At 74.2% G+C, this 16861-nt stretch carries 14 protein-coding genes; 4 read left to right on the top strand and 10 right to left on the bottom strand.

From position 1 onward, the window contains the following. Positions 1–19: 19 nt before the first annotated feature. Positions 20–1486 carry an NADH-quinone oxidoreductase subunit NuoF family protein gene (locus tag ACWCHM_RS03820; protein ID WP_204959480.1) on the bottom strand — a complete coding sequence of 489 codons (1467 nt, stop codon included), beginning with the start codon at positions 1484–1486 and terminating at the stop codon, positions 20–22. Next, the gene (locus ACWCHM_RS03815; RefSeq protein WP_454221517.1) at positions 1483–3336 is read right to left on the bottom strand and encodes a hypothetical protein; all 1854 of its coding nucleotides are present in this window, start codon (positions 3334–3336) and stop codon (positions 1483–1485) included. The genes ACWCHM_RS03820 and ACWCHM_RS03815 overlap by 4 nt, the downstream gene beginning before the upstream one ends. A 244-nt stretch (positions 3337–3580) precedes the next feature. On the opposite strand from ACWCHM_RS03815, the gene ACWCHM_RS03810 reads away from it, so the two are divergent. Further along, positions 3581–4465, top strand: coding sequence for a L,D-transpeptidase (locus ACWCHM_RS03810; RefSeq protein WP_281895166.1), 885 nt, complete (start codon positions 3581–3583; stop codon positions 4463–4465). A 21-nt stretch (positions 4466–4486) separates the two neighbouring features. Here ACWCHM_RS03810 and ACWCHM_RS03805 read toward each other — a convergent pair whose 3' ends face one another. The 4 genes from ACWCHM_RS03805 to ACWCHM_RS03790 are packed head-to-tail and all read right to left on the bottom strand — an operon-like array spanning position 4487 to position 8030. Then, positions 4487–5110, bottom strand: a complete 624-nt coding sequence (locus tag ACWCHM_RS03805; protein ID WP_421487676.1) for a response regulator transcription factor — start codon at positions 5108–5110, stop codon at positions 4487–4489. Next, positions 5107–6246, bottom strand: a complete 1140-nt coding sequence (locus tag ACWCHM_RS03800) for a sensor histidine kinase (protein WP_454221516.1) — start codon at positions 6244–6246, stop codon at positions 5107–5109. The genes ACWCHM_RS03805 and ACWCHM_RS03800 overlap by 4 nt, the downstream gene beginning before the upstream one ends. A gap of 58 nt (positions 6247–6304) precedes the next feature. After that, positions 6305–7096 (bottom strand): ABC transporter permease, encoded by a 792-nt coding sequence (locus ACWCHM_RS03795; RefSeq protein WP_454221515.1) that lies wholly within the window; start codon positions 7094–7096, stop codon positions 6305–6307. A gap of 1 nt (position 7097) precedes the next feature. Beyond that, positions 7098–8030 (bottom strand): ABC transporter ATP-binding protein, encoded by a 933-nt coding sequence (locus ACWCHM_RS03790; protein WP_454221513.1) that lies wholly within the window; start codon positions 8028–8030, stop codon positions 7098–7100. 195 nt (positions 8031–8225) lie between these two features. On the opposite strand from ACWCHM_RS03790, the gene ACWCHM_RS03785 reads away from it, so the two are divergent. Further along, entirely contained in the window at positions 8226–9071 is an 846-nt protein-coding gene (locus tag ACWCHM_RS03785) for an alpha/beta hydrolase (protein WP_454221511.1), read from the top strand. 69 nt (positions 9072–9140) lie between these two features. On the opposite strand, the gene ACWCHM_RS03780 is transcribed toward ACWCHM_RS03785, so the two are convergent. Together ACWCHM_RS03780 and ACWCHM_RS03775 are read right to left on the bottom strand one after the other, a co-directional pair. Then, on the bottom strand, positions 9141–10538 hold the full coding sequence (locus ACWCHM_RS03780; RefSeq protein ID WP_454221509.1) for a transposase: 1398 nt from the start codon (positions 10536–10538) through the stop codon (positions 9141–9143). Positions 10539–10698: 160 nt separating this feature from the next. Further along, complete coding sequence (locus ACWCHM_RS03775) at positions 10699–12732, bottom strand: prolyl oligopeptidase family serine peptidase (protein ID WP_307821294.1); 2034 nt, start codon at positions 12730–12732, stop codon at positions 10699–10701. Between the two features lie 150 nt (positions 12733–12882). Here ACWCHM_RS03775 and ACWCHM_RS03770 point away from each other — a divergent pair, with 150 nt between their 5' ends. Further along, positions 12883–14016: a site-2 protease family protein gene (locus ACWCHM_RS03770; RefSeq protein ID WP_454221508.1), complete on the top strand. Its 1134-nt coding sequence runs from the start codon at positions 12883–12885 to the stop codon at positions 14014–14016. Positions 14017–14086: 70 nt separating this feature from the next. Here the strand turns inward: ACWCHM_RS03770 and ACWCHM_RS03765 are convergent, their stop codons facing one another. Both ACWCHM_RS03765 and ACWCHM_RS03760 read right to left on the bottom strand, forming a co-directional pair. Beyond that, entirely contained in the window at positions 14087–14956 is an 870-nt protein-coding gene (locus tag ACWCHM_RS03765; RefSeq protein WP_204959489.1) for an AraC family transcriptional regulator, read from the bottom strand. Positions 14957–15040: 84 nt separating this feature from the next. After that, the gene (locus tag ACWCHM_RS03760; protein WP_307821314.1) at positions 15041–16279 is read right to left on the bottom strand and encodes an FAD-binding protein; all 1239 of its coding nucleotides are present in this window, start codon (positions 16277–16279) and stop codon (positions 15041–15043) included. Between the two features lie 198 nt (positions 16280–16477). On the opposite strand from ACWCHM_RS03760, the gene ACWCHM_RS03755 reads away from it, so the two are divergent. After that, on the top strand, positions 16478–16834 hold the full coding sequence (locus ACWCHM_RS03755; RefSeq protein WP_204959491.1) for a hypothetical protein: 357 nt from the start codon (positions 16478–16480) through the stop codon (positions 16832–16834). Positions 16835–16861 lie beyond the last annotated feature (27 nt).

The raw sequence follows: 16861 nt of genomic DNA, 5'->3' as shown, positions 1-16861 counted from the left end.
GGTGCTCCTCTCGGTGGTGCTACTCGGCCTCGACCAGCCGCAGCGCGAGTTCGGGGCAGACCTTGACCGCCTTCATCGCACCTTCCTTCAGCCAGGTCGGCACAGGGGTGGACGGGAAGGCGGGGTATCCGTTGCCGTCGAGCCGGATGAAGTCCGGTACGACGTGGGCGCACAGCCCGTGCCCGTCACAGCGGGACCAGTCCAGGGTGAGCTTGCGGGGGTTGGCGTCGGGCGCGCCGGGCAGCCCCATCACGCCCTTGACCCGCTTGCCGCACCCCTCACCGGTGGTGTGCTGCCGCAGGTCGTCGGCGAACACCTCCATCGCGGAGAGGGCGAAGCGGGACGTGCCGTCGGGGTGGCTGCACGCGCCCCGCCCCTTTACGTCACCGGCGGCGGCCCGGACCACCTCCACCGGGGCGCTGCCGGAGACCGCCAGGTCGACGGCGCGGGCCAGGTCGGGCAGGCCACGCTTGCAGGGCCCGCACTGCCCGGCGGACTCCCCGGCCAGGTAGCGGACCACCTGGGCGGCCTCGCCGAGCGGGCAGGTGTCCCGGCCGAGCGGGATGATGATGCCCGCGCCCAGGGTGCCGCCGACGCTGGTGAGACTCTTGCGGGTGATCTCGGCCCGCTGCGCCGCCTCCCAGGTGATCCAGCGGCCGTGGTAGCCGCCCATCAGGATGCCCGGCCCCTCCGGCACCTCGCACAGGTCGAGGATGTCCCGCAGCGGGGTGCCGGCGGCGCACTCCACCACGGCGGCGCGCTTGGCCTGGCCGGTCACGGTGAGCAGCACGGTGCCGGGCTCGTCGTCGGTGCCGAGCGCGGCATACTCGTACGGGCCGAGCCGGGCGGCGATCGCCACCTGGGCGTACGTCTCGGCGTTGGACAGCAGGGTGGGTAGGTTGCGCACGCCCGAGTCGCTGGACCGCTTCTTGGTGCCCGGCGGGATGTGCGGCAGGCCGTTGATCCCGTTGACCAGTGCGCCGCCCTCACCGGAGATGAACCGGTGTGGCACCGTGACGATGGTGGTGGGCACCGGCATCCGGCGTTCGGCGAGGGCCTCGGTGAGCGAGTCCCGGCCGATCAGGTCGTCGGCGACGCAGAGCACGATCTCCTCGGCGTCCAGCGCGTACGCGGCCAGGGCGGCGCCGTCGAGGATGAGGTGCGGGGCCCGGGTGAGCAGCACCTTGTCCTTCCAGCTCGCCGGTTCCCCCTCGGTGGCGTTGACCACCACCACGGCGGGCAGGTCCTGCCGCTCGCAGGACTCGAGCACCGCCTTGAACTTGCGGTAGAACGGGAAACCCGCCCCGCCCTTGCCCTTGAGCTGGATGGCTTCGGCCAACCGGAGCAGGTTGGCCGGTTCCATCGGGCCGATCGGCCCGTGCTCCATCTCGTGTGCCATCAGGTCCAGCCGGCCGAACTCGGCGAAGCCGGCGGTGAGCCGGGGCTCGCCGATGCAGGCGACCGGTGGCACCTTCGTGCGCATCACTTGGCCTCACCGCGCAGCCCGGCCCAGTACGCCCCGTCGACGGCGTCCGCGTTGGCCTTGCCCTTGCGCCGGCTGCGGCTGTCGCCGGTGGCCTTGCGGGCCCGCCGGGAGGCCAGGTCGACCAGGGTCGGGGTGTCGTCGACGGGGATGTCGTCGGCGACGTAGCGGGCCGGCGGACGCCAGTAGTCCGGCTCCTCCGGCACGTCCGGCTCGACGCTGTGCCGGCCGGAGCCGCTGCGCGGGGCGGCGGAGATCGGTTCGGCCGAGACGGGCCGGTCGGACCCCTCCCAGCGGCGCGGGCTGTCCCACGGCTCCTCCGGCTCCTCGGTGCGCCGCCGGGGCGGGGCCGAGTAGCGGGCGGCCCGGTCGTCGTCGTCCCGTCGGGCCCGGCGGCCGGTGGAGACGGGGGCGATGTCCTCCTCGTAGCGGGAGCGACGGCTACCCGAGACCGGGGCCACCTCCTCCTCGTACCGGGAGCGACGACCACCGGAGACCGGGGCCACGTCCTCCTCGTAGCGGGAACGCCGGGCGCCGGAGACCGGGGAGACGTCCTCGTCGCGGTCGCGGCGACGGCTGCCGGAGACCGGCGCGACGTCCTCGTCGTAGCGGGAGCGACGGCTGCCGGAGACCGGGGCCACCTCCTCCTCATAGCGGGAGCGACGGCTGCCCGAGACGGGGGCCGCCTCCTCCTCGTAGCGGGAGCGACGGCCGCCGGAGACCGGGGCCACGTCCTCGTCGTAGCGGGAACGGCGGGCGCCGGAGACCGGGGCGACGTCCTCGTCGCGGCGGCGGGGTCGCTCGTCACGGTCGTCCCGCTCGACGGTCCGTCGGCGCGCGGCCGGTTCCAGGTCGCGCTCGCGGCGGGGGGCCGGCTCGCTCTCCTGGGTGGTACGGCCCCGGCCGCCCCGCACGGGTTCGCGCAGGGTGCCCGGTTCGGGGACGACGGGGACGGTGAACCGCTCGGGGTCGCGACGCCGGGCGCTGCCGGTCGGCGCGTTCCAGGACGGGGCGAGGGCGGTCTCGGCCCAGCTGCTCCGGCTCTCCTTCTCCTCCTCCTTCTTGCGGCCGAGCCCGGTGAGCAGCGTGCGGCCCTTGCCCTCGTCGACGCCCTTGCCCGTCATGGCCTTGTTCAACGCGACGGCCTGCTGCTGCTCGCGGCTGCGCTTGCCGAGGTAGACCGACATCCGCACCAGTAGCGCCACCACCACCAGCAGGACGCAGGCCAGGTAGCTGAGCACCACCCAGGACTTGGCGGCCCGGCCGGCGTTGAGGCCGTGGAACAGGGCGAACGGCCAGGACAGGTACGCCAGGGAGTGCAGGCTGCGCCAGAACCACTTGGGTCCGACCCCGGCGAAGCGGACCCGGATGAGGCCGGTCCACAGCACGCTCACCATGAGGAAGGCGGCCACGGTGCCGAGCCCGACGTAGAGCCCGCTGCCGCCGATGAACGGCACCACGGCGTCGGTGGGTCCGGCCCGACCGATGGCGATCTTGGTGATGACGTGGAAGACCAGGCCGGCGACGCCGAGGATGCCGGTGGCCCGGTGCGCGGACTGCAGGAGCACCCGGTGGCGGATCATGAGGACCAGCCGGTCGGTGGCGAGCAGGCCCATCATCACGGTGAGGCTGAGCGACACCAGGGCGACCACCCCGGCGAAGAACTCGGTGAAGAAGAACCCGTACGCGTACATCGCCGTGCCGTTGCCGGTCATCTCGACCCCGGCCCAGAACAGCCCCAGCGCGGACGCCACCATCAGCGCCATCGTGCCCTTCGACACTGTCCGGACACCACGGCTGCTGGTGGAGGTCCGGACGGTCGCCGCCTTCTCGTTCTGCTGTGCCCGGGCCATCTGCTCCTCGATCGTCTAACGGCGGCGCCACCACCGGCCGACCCTGCTCCCACCTCCAGTACGGACCTCCGGCGCGTACGGATCAGTGCGGGTGGTGAAAATTCTCGGCGGATTGTCGAACCACCCCGGTCCGGGGCGCGTGTAGGGCCCGGCGTACGACGTCCCGGCGGGGGCGGGTCGGGGACCGACGGCCCGTCCGGACGATTCACACCGGGCGGAGCTACCTACCCCTTAGAGTTGTTTCGTGGCTTTTGACCGGATGATCGAACGGTGGGGCCGGGGGCCGCTCGTCGCCGTCGCCTGCGTACCGGCGTTGCTGGTGCTGGCCCTACTCGTCGGGGTGGCGCTGCGCTACGACGCGCCCACCCCGACCCGTCGGGCGGCCCCGCCACCGACCGTGGCCGTCCCGCAGGAGGACGAGACCGTGCCGCCCGCCGCGCCGGCCCCGCCCGGACTGCCCGTGATCGACTACGACCCGGCCCCCGCCGGTTTCCCGGCCGACCCGCACCCGCTGGACGTCACCCCGTTGACCGAGGGCGTCACCCCGACCCGGAACATCGCCGCGTACGACGCACCGGGCGGACGCCCCCGCGCCCTGCTCGCCCCCAGCATCAGCGGGGTGGAGCTGACCATGCCGGTGGTGCAACGGCGCACCGGCTGGACGGCGGTCCTGCTGCCCTCGGCGAACCGTCGACTGGCCTGGCTACCCGAGGGGGGCTGGAGTTCCGTCGTGCTGCGGGACCAGATCGTGGTGCAGCGGCGCACCCACCGCCTCACCTGGTACCGGCACGGCCAACCGGTGCACACCTGGTCGGTCAGCCTCGGCCAGCCCGGCCAGGAGACCCCCCTCGGCCGCACCTTCATCCTCGGCACCACGCCACCCCCCGAACCGGTCTACGGCGGGGTGGACGTCTTCGCCCTCGGCGCGGTCCCCGACGACCCGGAGGCGGTGCCCACCGGGCTGCGGGGCGCACACATCGGCCTGCACACCTGGCAGGACGACGACACCCTCGGCGAGGACGTCACCAACGGCTGCATCCGGCTGACCCGCACCGCCCAGCAGACCCTCCTCGACGAGGTCCGCCCCGGCACCGAACTGGTCGTCGTCGACGCCCTGACCACGTCCTGAGCCCGGCCGTCTCACCCCGGTTCAGTCGCCGAGCAGCCAGCCGTTCTGTTCGGCGAGCCGGACGGCGGTGGCCCGGTTGCGGGCGCCGGTCTTGCCGATCGCCGCCGACAGGTGGTTGCGGACCGTCCCCTCAGACAGGTGCAGCGCCGCCGCCAGGTCGGCCACCGTGCCACCGCCCCGGGCCGCCCGCAGCACCGCCGTCTCCCGTTCGGTCAGCGGGCTCGTCCCGGCCGCGAGGGTCTCCGCCGCCAGCGCCGGGTCGACCACCCGCAGCCCGGCGTGCACCCGGCGGACCGCGTCGGCGAGTTGCCGGGCCGGGGTGTCCTTGACCACGAAGCCGCCCGCCCCGGCCTCCATCGCCCGCCGCAGGTAGCCGGGCCGACCGAAGGTGGTGACCACCAGCACCCGGCAGCCGGGCAGCGCGGCCCGCAGCGTGGCGGTCGCGGCGATGCCGTCCAGCCCCGGCATCTCCACGTCGAGCAGCGCCACGTCCGGACGGGTGCGGCGGGCCGCGTCCACCACCTCGTCACCCCGACCCACCTCGGCCACCACGTCCAGATCCGGTTCGAGCGACAGCAGCGCGGCCAGTGCGCCCCGGACCAGCGCCTGGTCGTCGGCGAGCAGCAGCCGGATCGGTTCGTTCACCGCTGCTCCACCGGCACGGTGACCCGCAGCAGGAACCCGGTGCCGTCCGGCCGTCGGCCGACCGTCACGGTGCCGTCGAGCCGCCCGCCGCGTTCCCGCAGGCCGAGCAGCCCGTGCCCGCCGTCGCCGGGCGGCTGCGGCCCGGCCGGCCCGCGCCCGTCGTCGGCGATCTCCACCCGGTCCGGGTGGACCCGGATCACGCACCGCCGTGCGCCGCTGTGCCGCACCACGTTCGTCACTCCCTCCCGGACCGCCCAGCCGAACAGTTCCTCCCGCGCCGCCGGCAGCGCCGGCAGGTCGTCCGGCAGGTCACCGACGATGCCCGCCGCCGCCAGCGCCGTCCGGGCGCCGGCCAGCTCGCCGCTCAGGCTGATCTCCCGGTACGCCCCGACGGTACGTCGCACGTCGGCCAGCGCCTGCCGGGCCAGCCGCTCGACGTCGGCGATCTCGGTGCCGGCGCGGGCCGGGTCCAGCTCCAGCAGCCGCCCGGCCAGCTCCGCCTTGACCGCCACCACGGTCAGCGAGTGCCCGAGGATGTCGTGCAGGTCGCGGGCGGTGCGGGCGCGTTCCTCGGCGACCGCGAGCCGGCGGATCTCGGCCTGGGCGGCCCGCAGTTCGCCGTTGCGCTGCGCCAGCCGGCTCACCCCGAACATGGCGAACGAGGCGAGCAACACCGCGAAGACGACGGTGCTCTCCGCCTCCCAGCCGGGCACCAGCGCGGCGGCGACCGGTGGGGTCAGCGCGCTCAGCACGACCACCACCAGGGCGTCCACCGGGGGCAGCAGGAACACCGCCGCCGCCGCGACGAAGACCAGGGTGGTCAGCCAGTCCCCCGCGGTGCCGGGGATGCCGGCCAGGCCCAGCGCGAGCAGCAGTCCCACCGACGCCCGCGCCCGGCCGGCCGGGATCGGCCGGTGCGCCTGGCGCAGGGCGCGCGCCCACTGGAAGATCAGCACGTAGAGCACGCCGAACACGACCAGGCTGCCCACCCCCACCGCCCGCCGCCAGGGTTGTGCCTGGTGTACGGCGGTGAGCAGCGGGATGTTGAGGAAGAACAGCCACACCCCGGCGAGCAGCCAGCCGGTGACCCGCCAGCGGCAGGTCACCGGCGACGGCCGGTCGAACGGGAGGTCCACCGGGTCCACGCTAGTCCCCGCCGGCCGGTGTCCGGGCCCGCCGGTGCCGGGTCACGGCTCAGACCCGCTGGGTGTCGCGGCGGAACAACCGGGCCGCGCCGAGGGCGAAGCCCGCCGTCCAGCCGAGCACGTTGACGAGCACCCCGACGGTCACCGGGTCACCGGTCAGCGGCGCGCGGGCCAGTTGACCCACCCCCCACACGGGGGTGAACTGGGCGATCCGCTGCATCACCTCGGGCAGCATCTCCACCGGCAGGAACAGGCCGCCGAACATGGCGAGCAGGGCGAGCACCGGCCCCATGAACTGCATGACGTTCTCGGCCGGGCCGAGGTAGCCGATGAGCAGCCCCAGCGCGGCGAAGACCAGCGAGCCGAGCCAGGCCGCCGCCCCGGCCAGCAGCCAGACGGACACCGGCAGCCGGACCCCGGCGGCGGCTCCGACCGCGAACTCGATCACGACCGCGACCAGCCCGAGCACCATCGCGGTGGCGACCTTCGTGGCGACGTACGCGGCCGGGTGCAGCGGGGTGAGCCGGAGCTGACGGCTCCAGCCCAGCGCCCGTTCGGTGGCGACCGCCGCGCCCGCGCTGGTGGTGGCGACCATCGCCCCGTAGACGGCGAGGCTGACCATGATCCAGGCGAGCACCTGCCGGCCGTTGGGCAGCGTCTCGCCGCGCTGCGGGAGGCCGAACAGCAGGAAGAACACCGCCGGCATGACCATGGTGAACAGCAGGGTCCGCCGGTTGCGCAGCACCCGGCGCATCTCGATCAGCAGCACCGCCGGGGAGAACCCGCCGAGGGCCGGCGGCCGGCGGTCCGCGGTGGGGGTGATGAGGGTCGGGGTGGTCATCTCAGGCTCCAACGGTCGCGGTGGGGGTGGTTTCGGCGGGGGTGGCGTCGGTGGCGGTCAGGGCCAGGAAGGCGTCCTCCAGGTTGCGGGAGGTGATCTCCAGGTCCCGGGCGGTGGTGCGGGTGAGCAGGTGCCGGGCCACGGCGTCCGAGTCGCCGGTGCGGATCAGCACGGCGTCGCCGCGTACCTCGACGGCCTCCACGCCGGGCAGCGCGGCCAGGCCGGACTGGTCGGCGTCGGGCAGGGTGGCCCGGACGATCCGGCCGGCGGCCAGGTTCTTGATCTCGGCGGTGGTGCCGTCGGCGACCACCCGGCCCTGCCGGACCAGCACGATCCGGTCGGCGTACGCGTCGGCCTCGTCGAGGTAGTGGGTGGCGAAGATGATGGTGCGGCCGGACCGGGCGTCGGCGCGGATCGCCTGCCAGAAGTCGCGTCGGCCCTCGACGTCCATGCCGGTGGTCGGCTCGTCGAGGACCATCACGTCCGGGTCGGAGAGCAGGGCCAGCGCGAACCGCAGCCGCTGCTGCTGGCCCCCGGAGCACTTGCCGACGAGCCGGTCGGCCAGGTCGGCGATCCCGGCCCGGGTCAGCACCTCGGCGACCGGCCGGGTCCGGCCGAAGAAGGACGCGGTCATCCGTACCGTCTCGGCGACGGTGAGATCCTTGAGCAGGCCGCCGCTCTGCATGACGGCGGCGACCCGGCCGTGGCGGACGGCCTCGGCGGGGGTACCGCCCAGCAGCCGGACCTCCCCGGCGTCGGGGCGGGCCAGGCCGAGCAGCATGTCGATCGTGGTGGTCTTGCCGGCGCCGTTGGGGCCGAGGAAGGCCACCACCTCGCCCGGGTGGACGGTCAGGTCGAGCCCGTCGACGGCGGTCACCGGCCCGAAGCTCTTCCGCAGGCCGCGCAGTGCGACGGCCGGACACTCACTGGTCATGCCACCGAGCGTGCGCCGGCCGGCCCGCCCTTTCCCGGCCCGCCCGTCACCTTCCACCCGTGACAAATGTCAGCGGTGTCGCACCCGGTGTCCGTTCCGAAGGAAAGTCGTATGCCTGCAGGCCCCCGGCGCGGGGCATCGGGCGGTGGAAGGTGGGTATGCCGCCGCGGTCGGGGCGAGGTCGGGGAGGACCGCATGGGGAACGCGTCGGAGGGGCGGGTCGACACGGTGGTGTTCGTGCACGGGCTGTGGATGACACCACGCAGTTGGGAGGGCTGGGCGGAGCGGTACGAAGCACGCGGGTTCCGGGTGCTCGCCCCCGCCTGGCCCGGCTTCGACCGGGAGGTGACCGCACTACGCGCCGACCCCGGCACCATCGCCGGCACCACCCTGCGCCAGATCATCGACCACTACGCGACGGTGATCCGCGAGCTGCCCGGCGCACCGATCGTGATCGGCCACTCGTTCGGCGGGCTGGTCGCCCAGGTGCTCGCCGACCGGCAGCTCGGCGCGGCCGTCGTGGCGGTCGCGTCCGCCCCGGTCAAGGGGGTGCTCCGGCTGCCGATCAGCACGCTGCGGGCGTCGTACCCGGTGCTGCGCAGCCCGGTCAACCGGCACCGGGGGGTGCAGATCAGCCCGGACGAGTTCCGGTACGCCTTCGGCAACACGCTCCAACCGGACGACTCCGACCGGGCCTGGCGGCGCTACGCCGTCCCGGCCGCCGGACACGTGCTGTTCGAGGGGGCGTTCGCCAACCTCGACCCGCACTCCGCCGCGACGGTCGACACCGGCCGCGACGACCGGCCGCCGCTGCTGCTGATCGCCGGCGGCCAGGACCACGTGGCCCCGCCGTCGCTGGTCAAGGCGAACGCCGGGCTCTACCAGAAGTCGCGGGCGGTCACCGCGTACCACGAGTTCCCCGGCCGCTCGCACTTCACGGTGGGTGAGCCGGGCTGGGAGGCGGTCGCCGACTACGCCCTGGACTGGGCGACCCGGATGGCGCAGGCCCCGGCGACGGCGGGCGGCCCGTCCCGCCGCTGACCCGGCACCGCCCCGCCGGGCGACGCACCCTCACCGCCACCCGTGCCGCCGGGAGCACCTGCCGTCCAGCTAGCCCAGGATCGCCTCGATCAGGCGCATGGTGCCGTCACCCTCCCAGGTCGACTGGTACTTGGTGAGGGTCCGCGCGGGTGGATAGTGCCCCGGCATGTTCAACCAGGCGCAGCCGGTGCGTTTGTGGTGGTGGATCCCTTCCACGATCAGCCGGAGGTCGTACCGCCGGCTCCGCTGCGAGTTGCCGCCCGGCAGGATCGCCGCGATCTGCCGCCACTGCTCGTCGGTGATGCCACCCGGAGCCGGCCGTTCGCCCTGCTCGTCCCGTTCGGGCCGGCGCGATGGTGGACGCGGCACCTCGACGGCTCTCGGCACCCCGACCGGTCCCGGCGGTTCCGCACCGCCCGGTTGGCTCTCCCTGGCCGCCAGCCGGGCCCGCGCCGCCGCCGCGATCTGTTCCCGGACCGGCAACGGCTGGGCCGGCGGATATCCGGTGAAGTCGGGTTCGAGGGCGGCGGTGAGAAGCCCGCAGGTCTGGCGGAGCTGCTCCCACTGCGGGGCGAGGGCCAGCAGATGGGCGGTCGCCGGATCGTCGGGCTGCCCCTGCGGCCCGACGAACGCCTGGAGGCGACCCAGGATCACCGGTTGCCGGTGGGCGTACCAGGCCAGCACGCGGGCCATGGCACCATGCACCGACGACCGGTACTCCTCCTGGTACGGCCCGGCCAGATTGAACGCGTACACCTGCGTGTTGTAGTCGGCGATGTCGGCGGCGAGGTCCGGGCAGTCCGCCAGCACCTGCGGGAACTGGTCGGGGTCCAGGTAGTCCAGCCACCGGGTCGCCGGCTGGTCGCCGCCGTCAGGTGCCGGGCCCCCAAGCTGACCGGGCAGGTCCGGTTGCGCGACGGTGGCGGTCAGATACCACTGCCGCAGGTGCTCGTCGCACGCTGCGGCGAAGTACGGCAGGTACGCCCCGGCGACCTCGCCGGCGAGGGCCTCGGCGGCCACCGACCAGAGGGCGAACGTGAACCCGGTGTCTGCCTCGAACACCTGCGTCAACCGGGCGACCAGCGCGTACATGTCGTCGAGCTGGGCGAACTCCGCGACGAGCGTCGGATCGACCTCCCCGAACGCCGTCGCCAGGGGGTGGTCGGCCCACGGCGGCCGGACGGTCTCCACCAACGCGACGACGAGGTGGTCCCGGTCCAGCTGCCCACTGGCGTGCTGCTGGAGCAGCGTGCTCGTGGCCAGGCTACGGCGCAGCTGGTCGACGCCGGTGTGGGCGGCCTGCTCGTCGGCCCAGGCATGGAACATCGCCAGGCAGGTGGGATTCTGCTGGGTCTCGGCCCAGGTGAGGCGCTGGAAGTACGCCGGCTCGTGCTCGGCGAGCCAGGCGAAGGTGGTGGCGAACGTGTGTTGCCATGGCGCCGGCTGGACGTCCTGATGCGGATACACGCCTGTCTCCCGGTCGGTGGGCGGGTCCGCACCAGCGTGCACCGGATCTGCCGGTCCGTCCCCCGGTCGCCGGCCGGTCCTGCGGGCAGTCCGGGTTGCCCCTGCGGGCAGCCGCCTTCGTCCCCGGAAGAGACCGGGACACCCCGGGCCCGGCGTGCCTTCACCGACCGCCCAGTCGCCGCCACAGAAAACGCAACGTCAGCGCCGACAGGAACGCCCGCTGCTCGTTGTTGCTCGCCGCGCCGTGCCCACCCTCCACGTTCTCGTAGTACGACACGTCGTGGCCGTGCTCGGCCAGCAGCGCGGCCATCTTCCGGGCGTGCCCCGGGTGCACCCGGTCGTCCCGGGTCGAGGTGACGAACAGGACCGGCGGGTACGTCACCCCGGCCCGCACGTTGTGGTACGGCGAGTACTCCCGCAGGAACGCCCAGTCGTCCGGGTCGTCCGGGTCGCCGTACTCGGCCGTCCAGGACGCCCCGGCGAGCAGCAGGTGGTAGCGGCGCATGTCCAGCAGCGGCACGTTCGCCACCACCGCGCCGACCAGCGTCGGACAACGGGTCAGCATCGCCCCCATCAGCAGCCCGCCGTTGCTGCCGCCCTCGACGCCGAGCTGCGGCGCGGTGGTGATCCCCCGGGCCACCAGGTCGGCGGCGACGGCGGCGAAGTCCTCGTACGCCCGGGGGCGGTTCTCGCGCAGCGCCGCCCGGTGCCAGCGCGGGCCGTACTCCCCGCCGCCCCGGATGTTCGCCACCACGTAGCTGCCGCCCCGGGCCAGCCAACCCCGGCCGATCACCCCGTCGTAGTGCGGCGTCAGCGAGATCTCGAACCCGCCGTACCCGGTGAGCAGGGTCGGCCCGGCGGACGCCGTCGGGGGGCCGACCACGGTGTAGGGCACCCGGGTCCCGTCGGCCGAGGTGGCGAAGAACTGGCGCACGGTCAGCCCGGTGGTGTCGAAGAACGCCGGCTCCCGTTTGAGGGTCTCGACCGGCCCGCCGACCCGGCCCAGCCGCAGCGTCGGCGGCCGCAGGTAGCCGGTGGAGGCGATCAGGTAGTCGTCGCCGAGGTCCGGATCGGTGTCCACGATCCAGGTGTCGTCGTCGGCCGACACCCCGGCCAACGGCGTCCGCCGCCAGCCCGACCCGTCGGGGGTGAGCACCTCCAACCGCCGCCGTACGTCGACCAGGGTGGCCAGGATCAGGTGGTTACGGGTCCAGACGTGGTAGCTCAGCGCGGTCCGCTCGTCGGGCTCGAACAGCACGGTGAGGTCGCGGCCCCCGGCGAGGAAGTCGTCGAACCGGGCCACCAGCAGCGCCCCCGCCGGATGGGTGACCCCGGCGACCTCCCACGGGGTCCGCAACCGGATCACCAGCCACTGCCGGTGCACGTCCCACTGGGCGTCCTCGGGCACCGGGACGGGGATCCGGTCGCCGTCGGGGGTCAGCAGGAAACTACGGGTCCGGTAGAAGTCCAGGCTGCGGCCGACGAAGTCCCGTTCGTACCCGGGTGTCGGATCGTGCGAGGCGTACGCGGAGACGTCCTCGGCCTGCCCCTCGTAGACGATCTCGGCCGCACCCAACGGGGTGCCCCGCCGCCACCGGCGGATCACCCTCGGGTAGCCGGAAACGGTCAGCGAGCCGGGGCCGAGGTCGGTGCCGACGTAGATCCGGTCGACATCGATCCAGGTGACGTCGCTCTTGGCCTCGGCGAGGGTGAACCCGTCGGGCACGAAGCTGCGGGTGTCGAGGTCGTACTCGCGGACCACCACCGCGTCCTTGCCGCCCCGCGACAGGCTGACCAGGCAGCGCCGGTGGCCGGGCCGCAGCACCGTCACCCCGCCCCAGACCCAGTTCTCGTCCTCGGCGGCGGCCAGCGCGTCCAGGTCGAGCAGCACGTCCCAGGCCGGCTCGGGCCGCCGGTACTCCGCCAGCGTGGTACGCCGCCACAGCCCCCGGGGGTGCGCCGCGTCCCGCCAGAAGCCGTAGTAGAACCCGTCGCCGCGCCAGCCGGGGTACGGGATGCGGTCGTCGGCGTCGAGCACCTGCCGGATCTCGGCCTGCGCCGCCGCGAACGCGTCGTCGCCGGTCAGCGCCGCGACGGTCGCCGCGTTGCGCTCGCGGACCCAGGCGGCTGCCGGCTCCGCGTCGAGTTGCTCCAGCCAGCGGTACGGGTCGTCACCCTCATCGATCAGCGTCACCCCTTCCACTATTCCCGATCGGTCAACCCGCTCCTTCACCACGGCAGCCACCATCTGGGGCGCCCCGAGCTGACCGGGCCCGGACGCCGGCACCCGACGCGACGGCAGCCGTCCCGGCATGGGCGCGGCGACGCCGGGTATGAGCGGGGCATGAGGGCGAGCTTCCGGCTTGGCCGGATCGCGGGGGTACCCGTCGGGGTCAACTGGAGCGTCCTGGTCATCTTCGTGCTGATCGCGTGGGTGCTGTCGGCCAACCAGTTTCCCCGTTCGTACCCCGACCGGCCCGGTTGGGCGTACCTGCTGGCCGGGCTCGCGGCGGCGGTGGTCTTCTTCGTCGGCCTGCTGGCCCACGAGGTGTCGCACGCGGTGGTGGCGAAACGCAACGGCCTCCAGGTGGAGGGGATCACGCTGTGGCTGTTCGGCGGCGTCGCCGAGCTGCGTGGCGAGCCCTCCGACCCGGGCGCGGAGCTACGCATCTCCGGGGTCGGGCCGCTGGTCAGCCTGCTCGTCGGGGTGTTCTTCGGGGCGGTCGCGGTGCTGCTGGCGCTGGCCGGGCAGGAGGGGCTGCTGCTCGGCGCGGTGTCCTGGCTGGCCGGGATCAACGTGCTGCTGGCGGTGTTCAACGTCCTGCCGGCCGCCCCGCTCGACGGGGGCCGGCTGCTGCGTGCCGCCGTGTGGAAGGCCACCGGCGACCGGGCCAGGGCGTCGGTGGTGGCCGCCCGCGCCGGCTGGGTGCTCGGCGTGCTGCTGATCGGCCTGGGCATCTGGCAGTTCCTGGCCGGGTACGGGGTGGGCGGGCTCTGGCTGGCCCTGATCGGCTGGTTCCTGATCGGCGCGGCGGGTACGGAGGAGCGCCAGGCGCGGCTGGGCAGCGCGCTGACCGGCGTCCGGGTCGGTGAGGTGATGACCCCGCAGCCGCAGACCGCGTCGGCGGAGATGACCGTCGCCGACTTCGTCGACCACTACCTGTTCGCCTACCGGCACACGGCGCTGCCGTTGACCGAGGACGGTCGGCCCGTCGGCCTGGTCACCCTGGACCGGGTCCGTGGCGTGCCACCCGACCGCCGGGCCGCCACCACGCTGGCCGAGGTCGCCTGCCGGGCCGACGACCTGGTGCTGGCCCGGCCGGAGGAGCAGCTCAACGACCTGCTCCCCCGCCTCGGCGAGTGCTCCGACGGCCGTGCCCTGGTGGTGACGGGCGACCGGCTCGTCGGCATCGTCTCCCCCAGCGACATCAGCCGCGCCGTGCAGCGCAGCACCCTGCGGCCCCACCCGGCCGGCTGAGGGCCGGGCGCGCGGCGGGGGCGAGGTAGGCGGTCTCCGCAGCGCGCGGACCCCGCGACGTCGGCCCCGGTCAGGCGGTGCCGGCCCGCTCCACCGGAATCCACAGCTCGGCGTCGGCGTGGGTGCCGCCGGCCGCGATGCGGACCCTGGAGATCTCCGGGCCCGGCCGGCTCCGGTAGGGGTTCGACGGGAACCACTGGGTGAACACGTCCCGCCACAGGTGCTGCACGGCCGCCGGGAACTCCCCGGAGGACGCGAAGACCGCCCAGGTCCCCGCCGGCACGTCGAGCGACTCCAGGTCGTCCGGCGCGTCCGCGCCGGTCACCACGCCGTACCAGTAATCCAGTTCGACGCCCTCGGAGCGGTCCTCGCCGAGCAGGTCGCTGACGTTGACGATGCCCGCCGGCTCCTGGTCGGACAGGGCCTCGATCCGGGCCGTCGTCCCCGCCGGGATCCCCCTGATGAACGCCACGATCGCCGGGTTCATCCCCTCGTGCACCAGGGGCACCCGGGCCCGCCGGCCCACCAGCCGCAACGCCGGCTTCTCCACCACCCGGTACCGCATGCTGCCACTGCCCTCGACGACGAGCCGGAAGGACAACCGCTGCTGGGAGTGCAGTACGGCCCCGGTACGCCGCGCCTCACCCGGCCCGATGCCGTGCATCGCCCGGAACGCCCTGGTGAACGCCTCGGTCGAGCCGTACCCGTGGCGGACCGCGACGTCGAGCAACGTCCGCTCACCGGCCAGCACCTCGGCCGCCGCGACGGTGAGCCGCCGCCTGCGGACGTACTCCGACAGGGGCATCCCGGCCAGCGCCGAGAACATCCGCCGGAAGTGGTACTCCGAGGTGAGGGTGATCCGTGCCAGGTCGGCCACCTCGATCGGTTCGTCGAGGTGCCGTTCCACGTACGCCAGGGCCTCGTTCAGCCGCTCCAGCATCTGTTCTCCTTGCGCTCACGTGATCCACGCCAGGCAGCCGGGAACGACCGGACCCGACTTCCGGTGCCCGCTGCGGTCGGGTGGTCAGGCGCGGGGGAAGTAGTGGTCGAGCAGGTCGGTGCGGAACACCCCGGCCGGGTCCAGCTCGGTGAGCAGGGCGGCGAAGTCGGCGTACCGGGGGAAGGTGGCGGCGACCACGGCCGGGTCGAGGGTGAAGACCTTGCCCCAGTGCGGCCGGGGGTCGAACGGGGCGAGCCGGGCCTCGACCTCGGCCAGCACCGGCTGCACCGCCGCCGCGTCGTCGACCCAGGTGAAGTGCACGGCCAGCGTGTCGCGCCCCTGGTTGGGGCTCAGCCACAGTTCGTCGGCGGCGACGGTGCGCAGCTCGCAGATCTGCAACACGGGTGCGATCCGCTCCCGCATCCCGGCCAGCGCGGCCAGCGCCCCGGCCCCGGCCGAGCGGGGCAGGTGGTACTCGGACTGGAGTTCGTCGCCGCTGCTGGGCAGGAAGCCGAGCCGGAAGTGCGGCAGCCGCTCGTGCCACGGGCCGGGCTCGCCGAACTGCGGGGTGCAGCTGACCGGGTCCATCCCGGGCACCGGGTGCGCCGGCCCCTCGGCGGGGGTGGTGCCGAGCCAGTCCGGCTCCGGCGGCGGGGCGTCGGCGAGCTGCTTGCGCCAGACCTGGTCGATGTCGGTCGACCGCCAGGTGGTGAACCCGCTGACGCTGTACGCCGAGGCGAGTGCCGCGTCCAGCGCGTCGACGGGCAGGCCCTCGCGGACGTACTGGCGGACGGTGAAGGTGGGCAACACGTCCAGGGTGACCCGGGTGACCACGCCCAGCGCGCCGAGGGACACGACCATGCCGGCGAACCGGTCACCGGCGGAGCGGTCCACGGTGAGCACGTCCCCGTCGGCGGTGACCAGTTCCAGGCCGGCCACGGCGGCGGCCAGGTTGCGGTTGCCGTCGCCGGAGCCGTGGGTGCCGGTGGCGACCGCGCCGGCCACCGAGATGTGCGGCAGCGAGGCGAGGTTGGCCAGGGCCAGCCCCTGCTCGTGCAGCCGGGTGGCCACGTCCCCGTAGCGCAGGCCGGCGGCGACGGTGACGGTGCCGCGTTCCCGGTCGACCTCGACGGTGGATGGCAACCCGGCCAGCGAGACCAGGTCGCCTGTGGTGTCGCCGATCCGGTTGAACGAGTGGCCGCTGCCGACCGCCCGCACCCGGTCACTGCCGGCGACCAGCCGGCGCAGCTCGTCGAGGGTGGTCGGCTCGTGGAAGGCACGGGCGGCGTAGTGGACGTTGCCGGCCCAGTTGTGCCGGGGCACCCCGCTCACCTGGCGACCCCGGTGGCGGGTTCGGCGGCCAGCCCGTCGCGGGCCGCCCGACGCCGGGTCGGGTCGTCCGAGTCGAGTGCCGCGCGGGCGTGTCCCACCAGTGTGTCGACCACGTCGGAACTGTACCCGCGTGGTCCGGTGCACCGTCCGGCACGGTTGTCGGCGGGGTCCGCGGGGAACCATGGCGCGATGAGCAGCTACCGCGACCCGATCCTGCACGGCGACGTCTACCCGTCCGAGGAGGAGATCGACCCGACCGGGGTCGGCCTGGAGCCGGCGAGCGCCCCGCCGTCGGCGTACCCGGACCGGACGGGGCCGACCACGACGCCCGGCCCCCGGGTGGCGCGGAACGAGGCGCACTCGATCGTCACCCACCACCTGGACGGCTCGACGCAGGTGGTGACCGACCTGGACGGGGACGGGATCGCCGACGTGGTCCAGGTCGACCTGGACGGCGACGGCGTACCGGACATCACCTACCTGGACAGCGACCGGGACGGCCGGTTGGACACGGTGGTGCGCGAGCCGGACGCCCGCCACCGCTGACCGGCCCGGCCGCCCGCCACCGGCGCA

Source organism: Micromonospora sp. SCSIO 07396, from assembly GCF_053667945.1.
The sequence above is the reverse complement of the archived record's forward strand: the minus strand, read 5'-3'. Positions and strand labels throughout refer to the sequence as shown.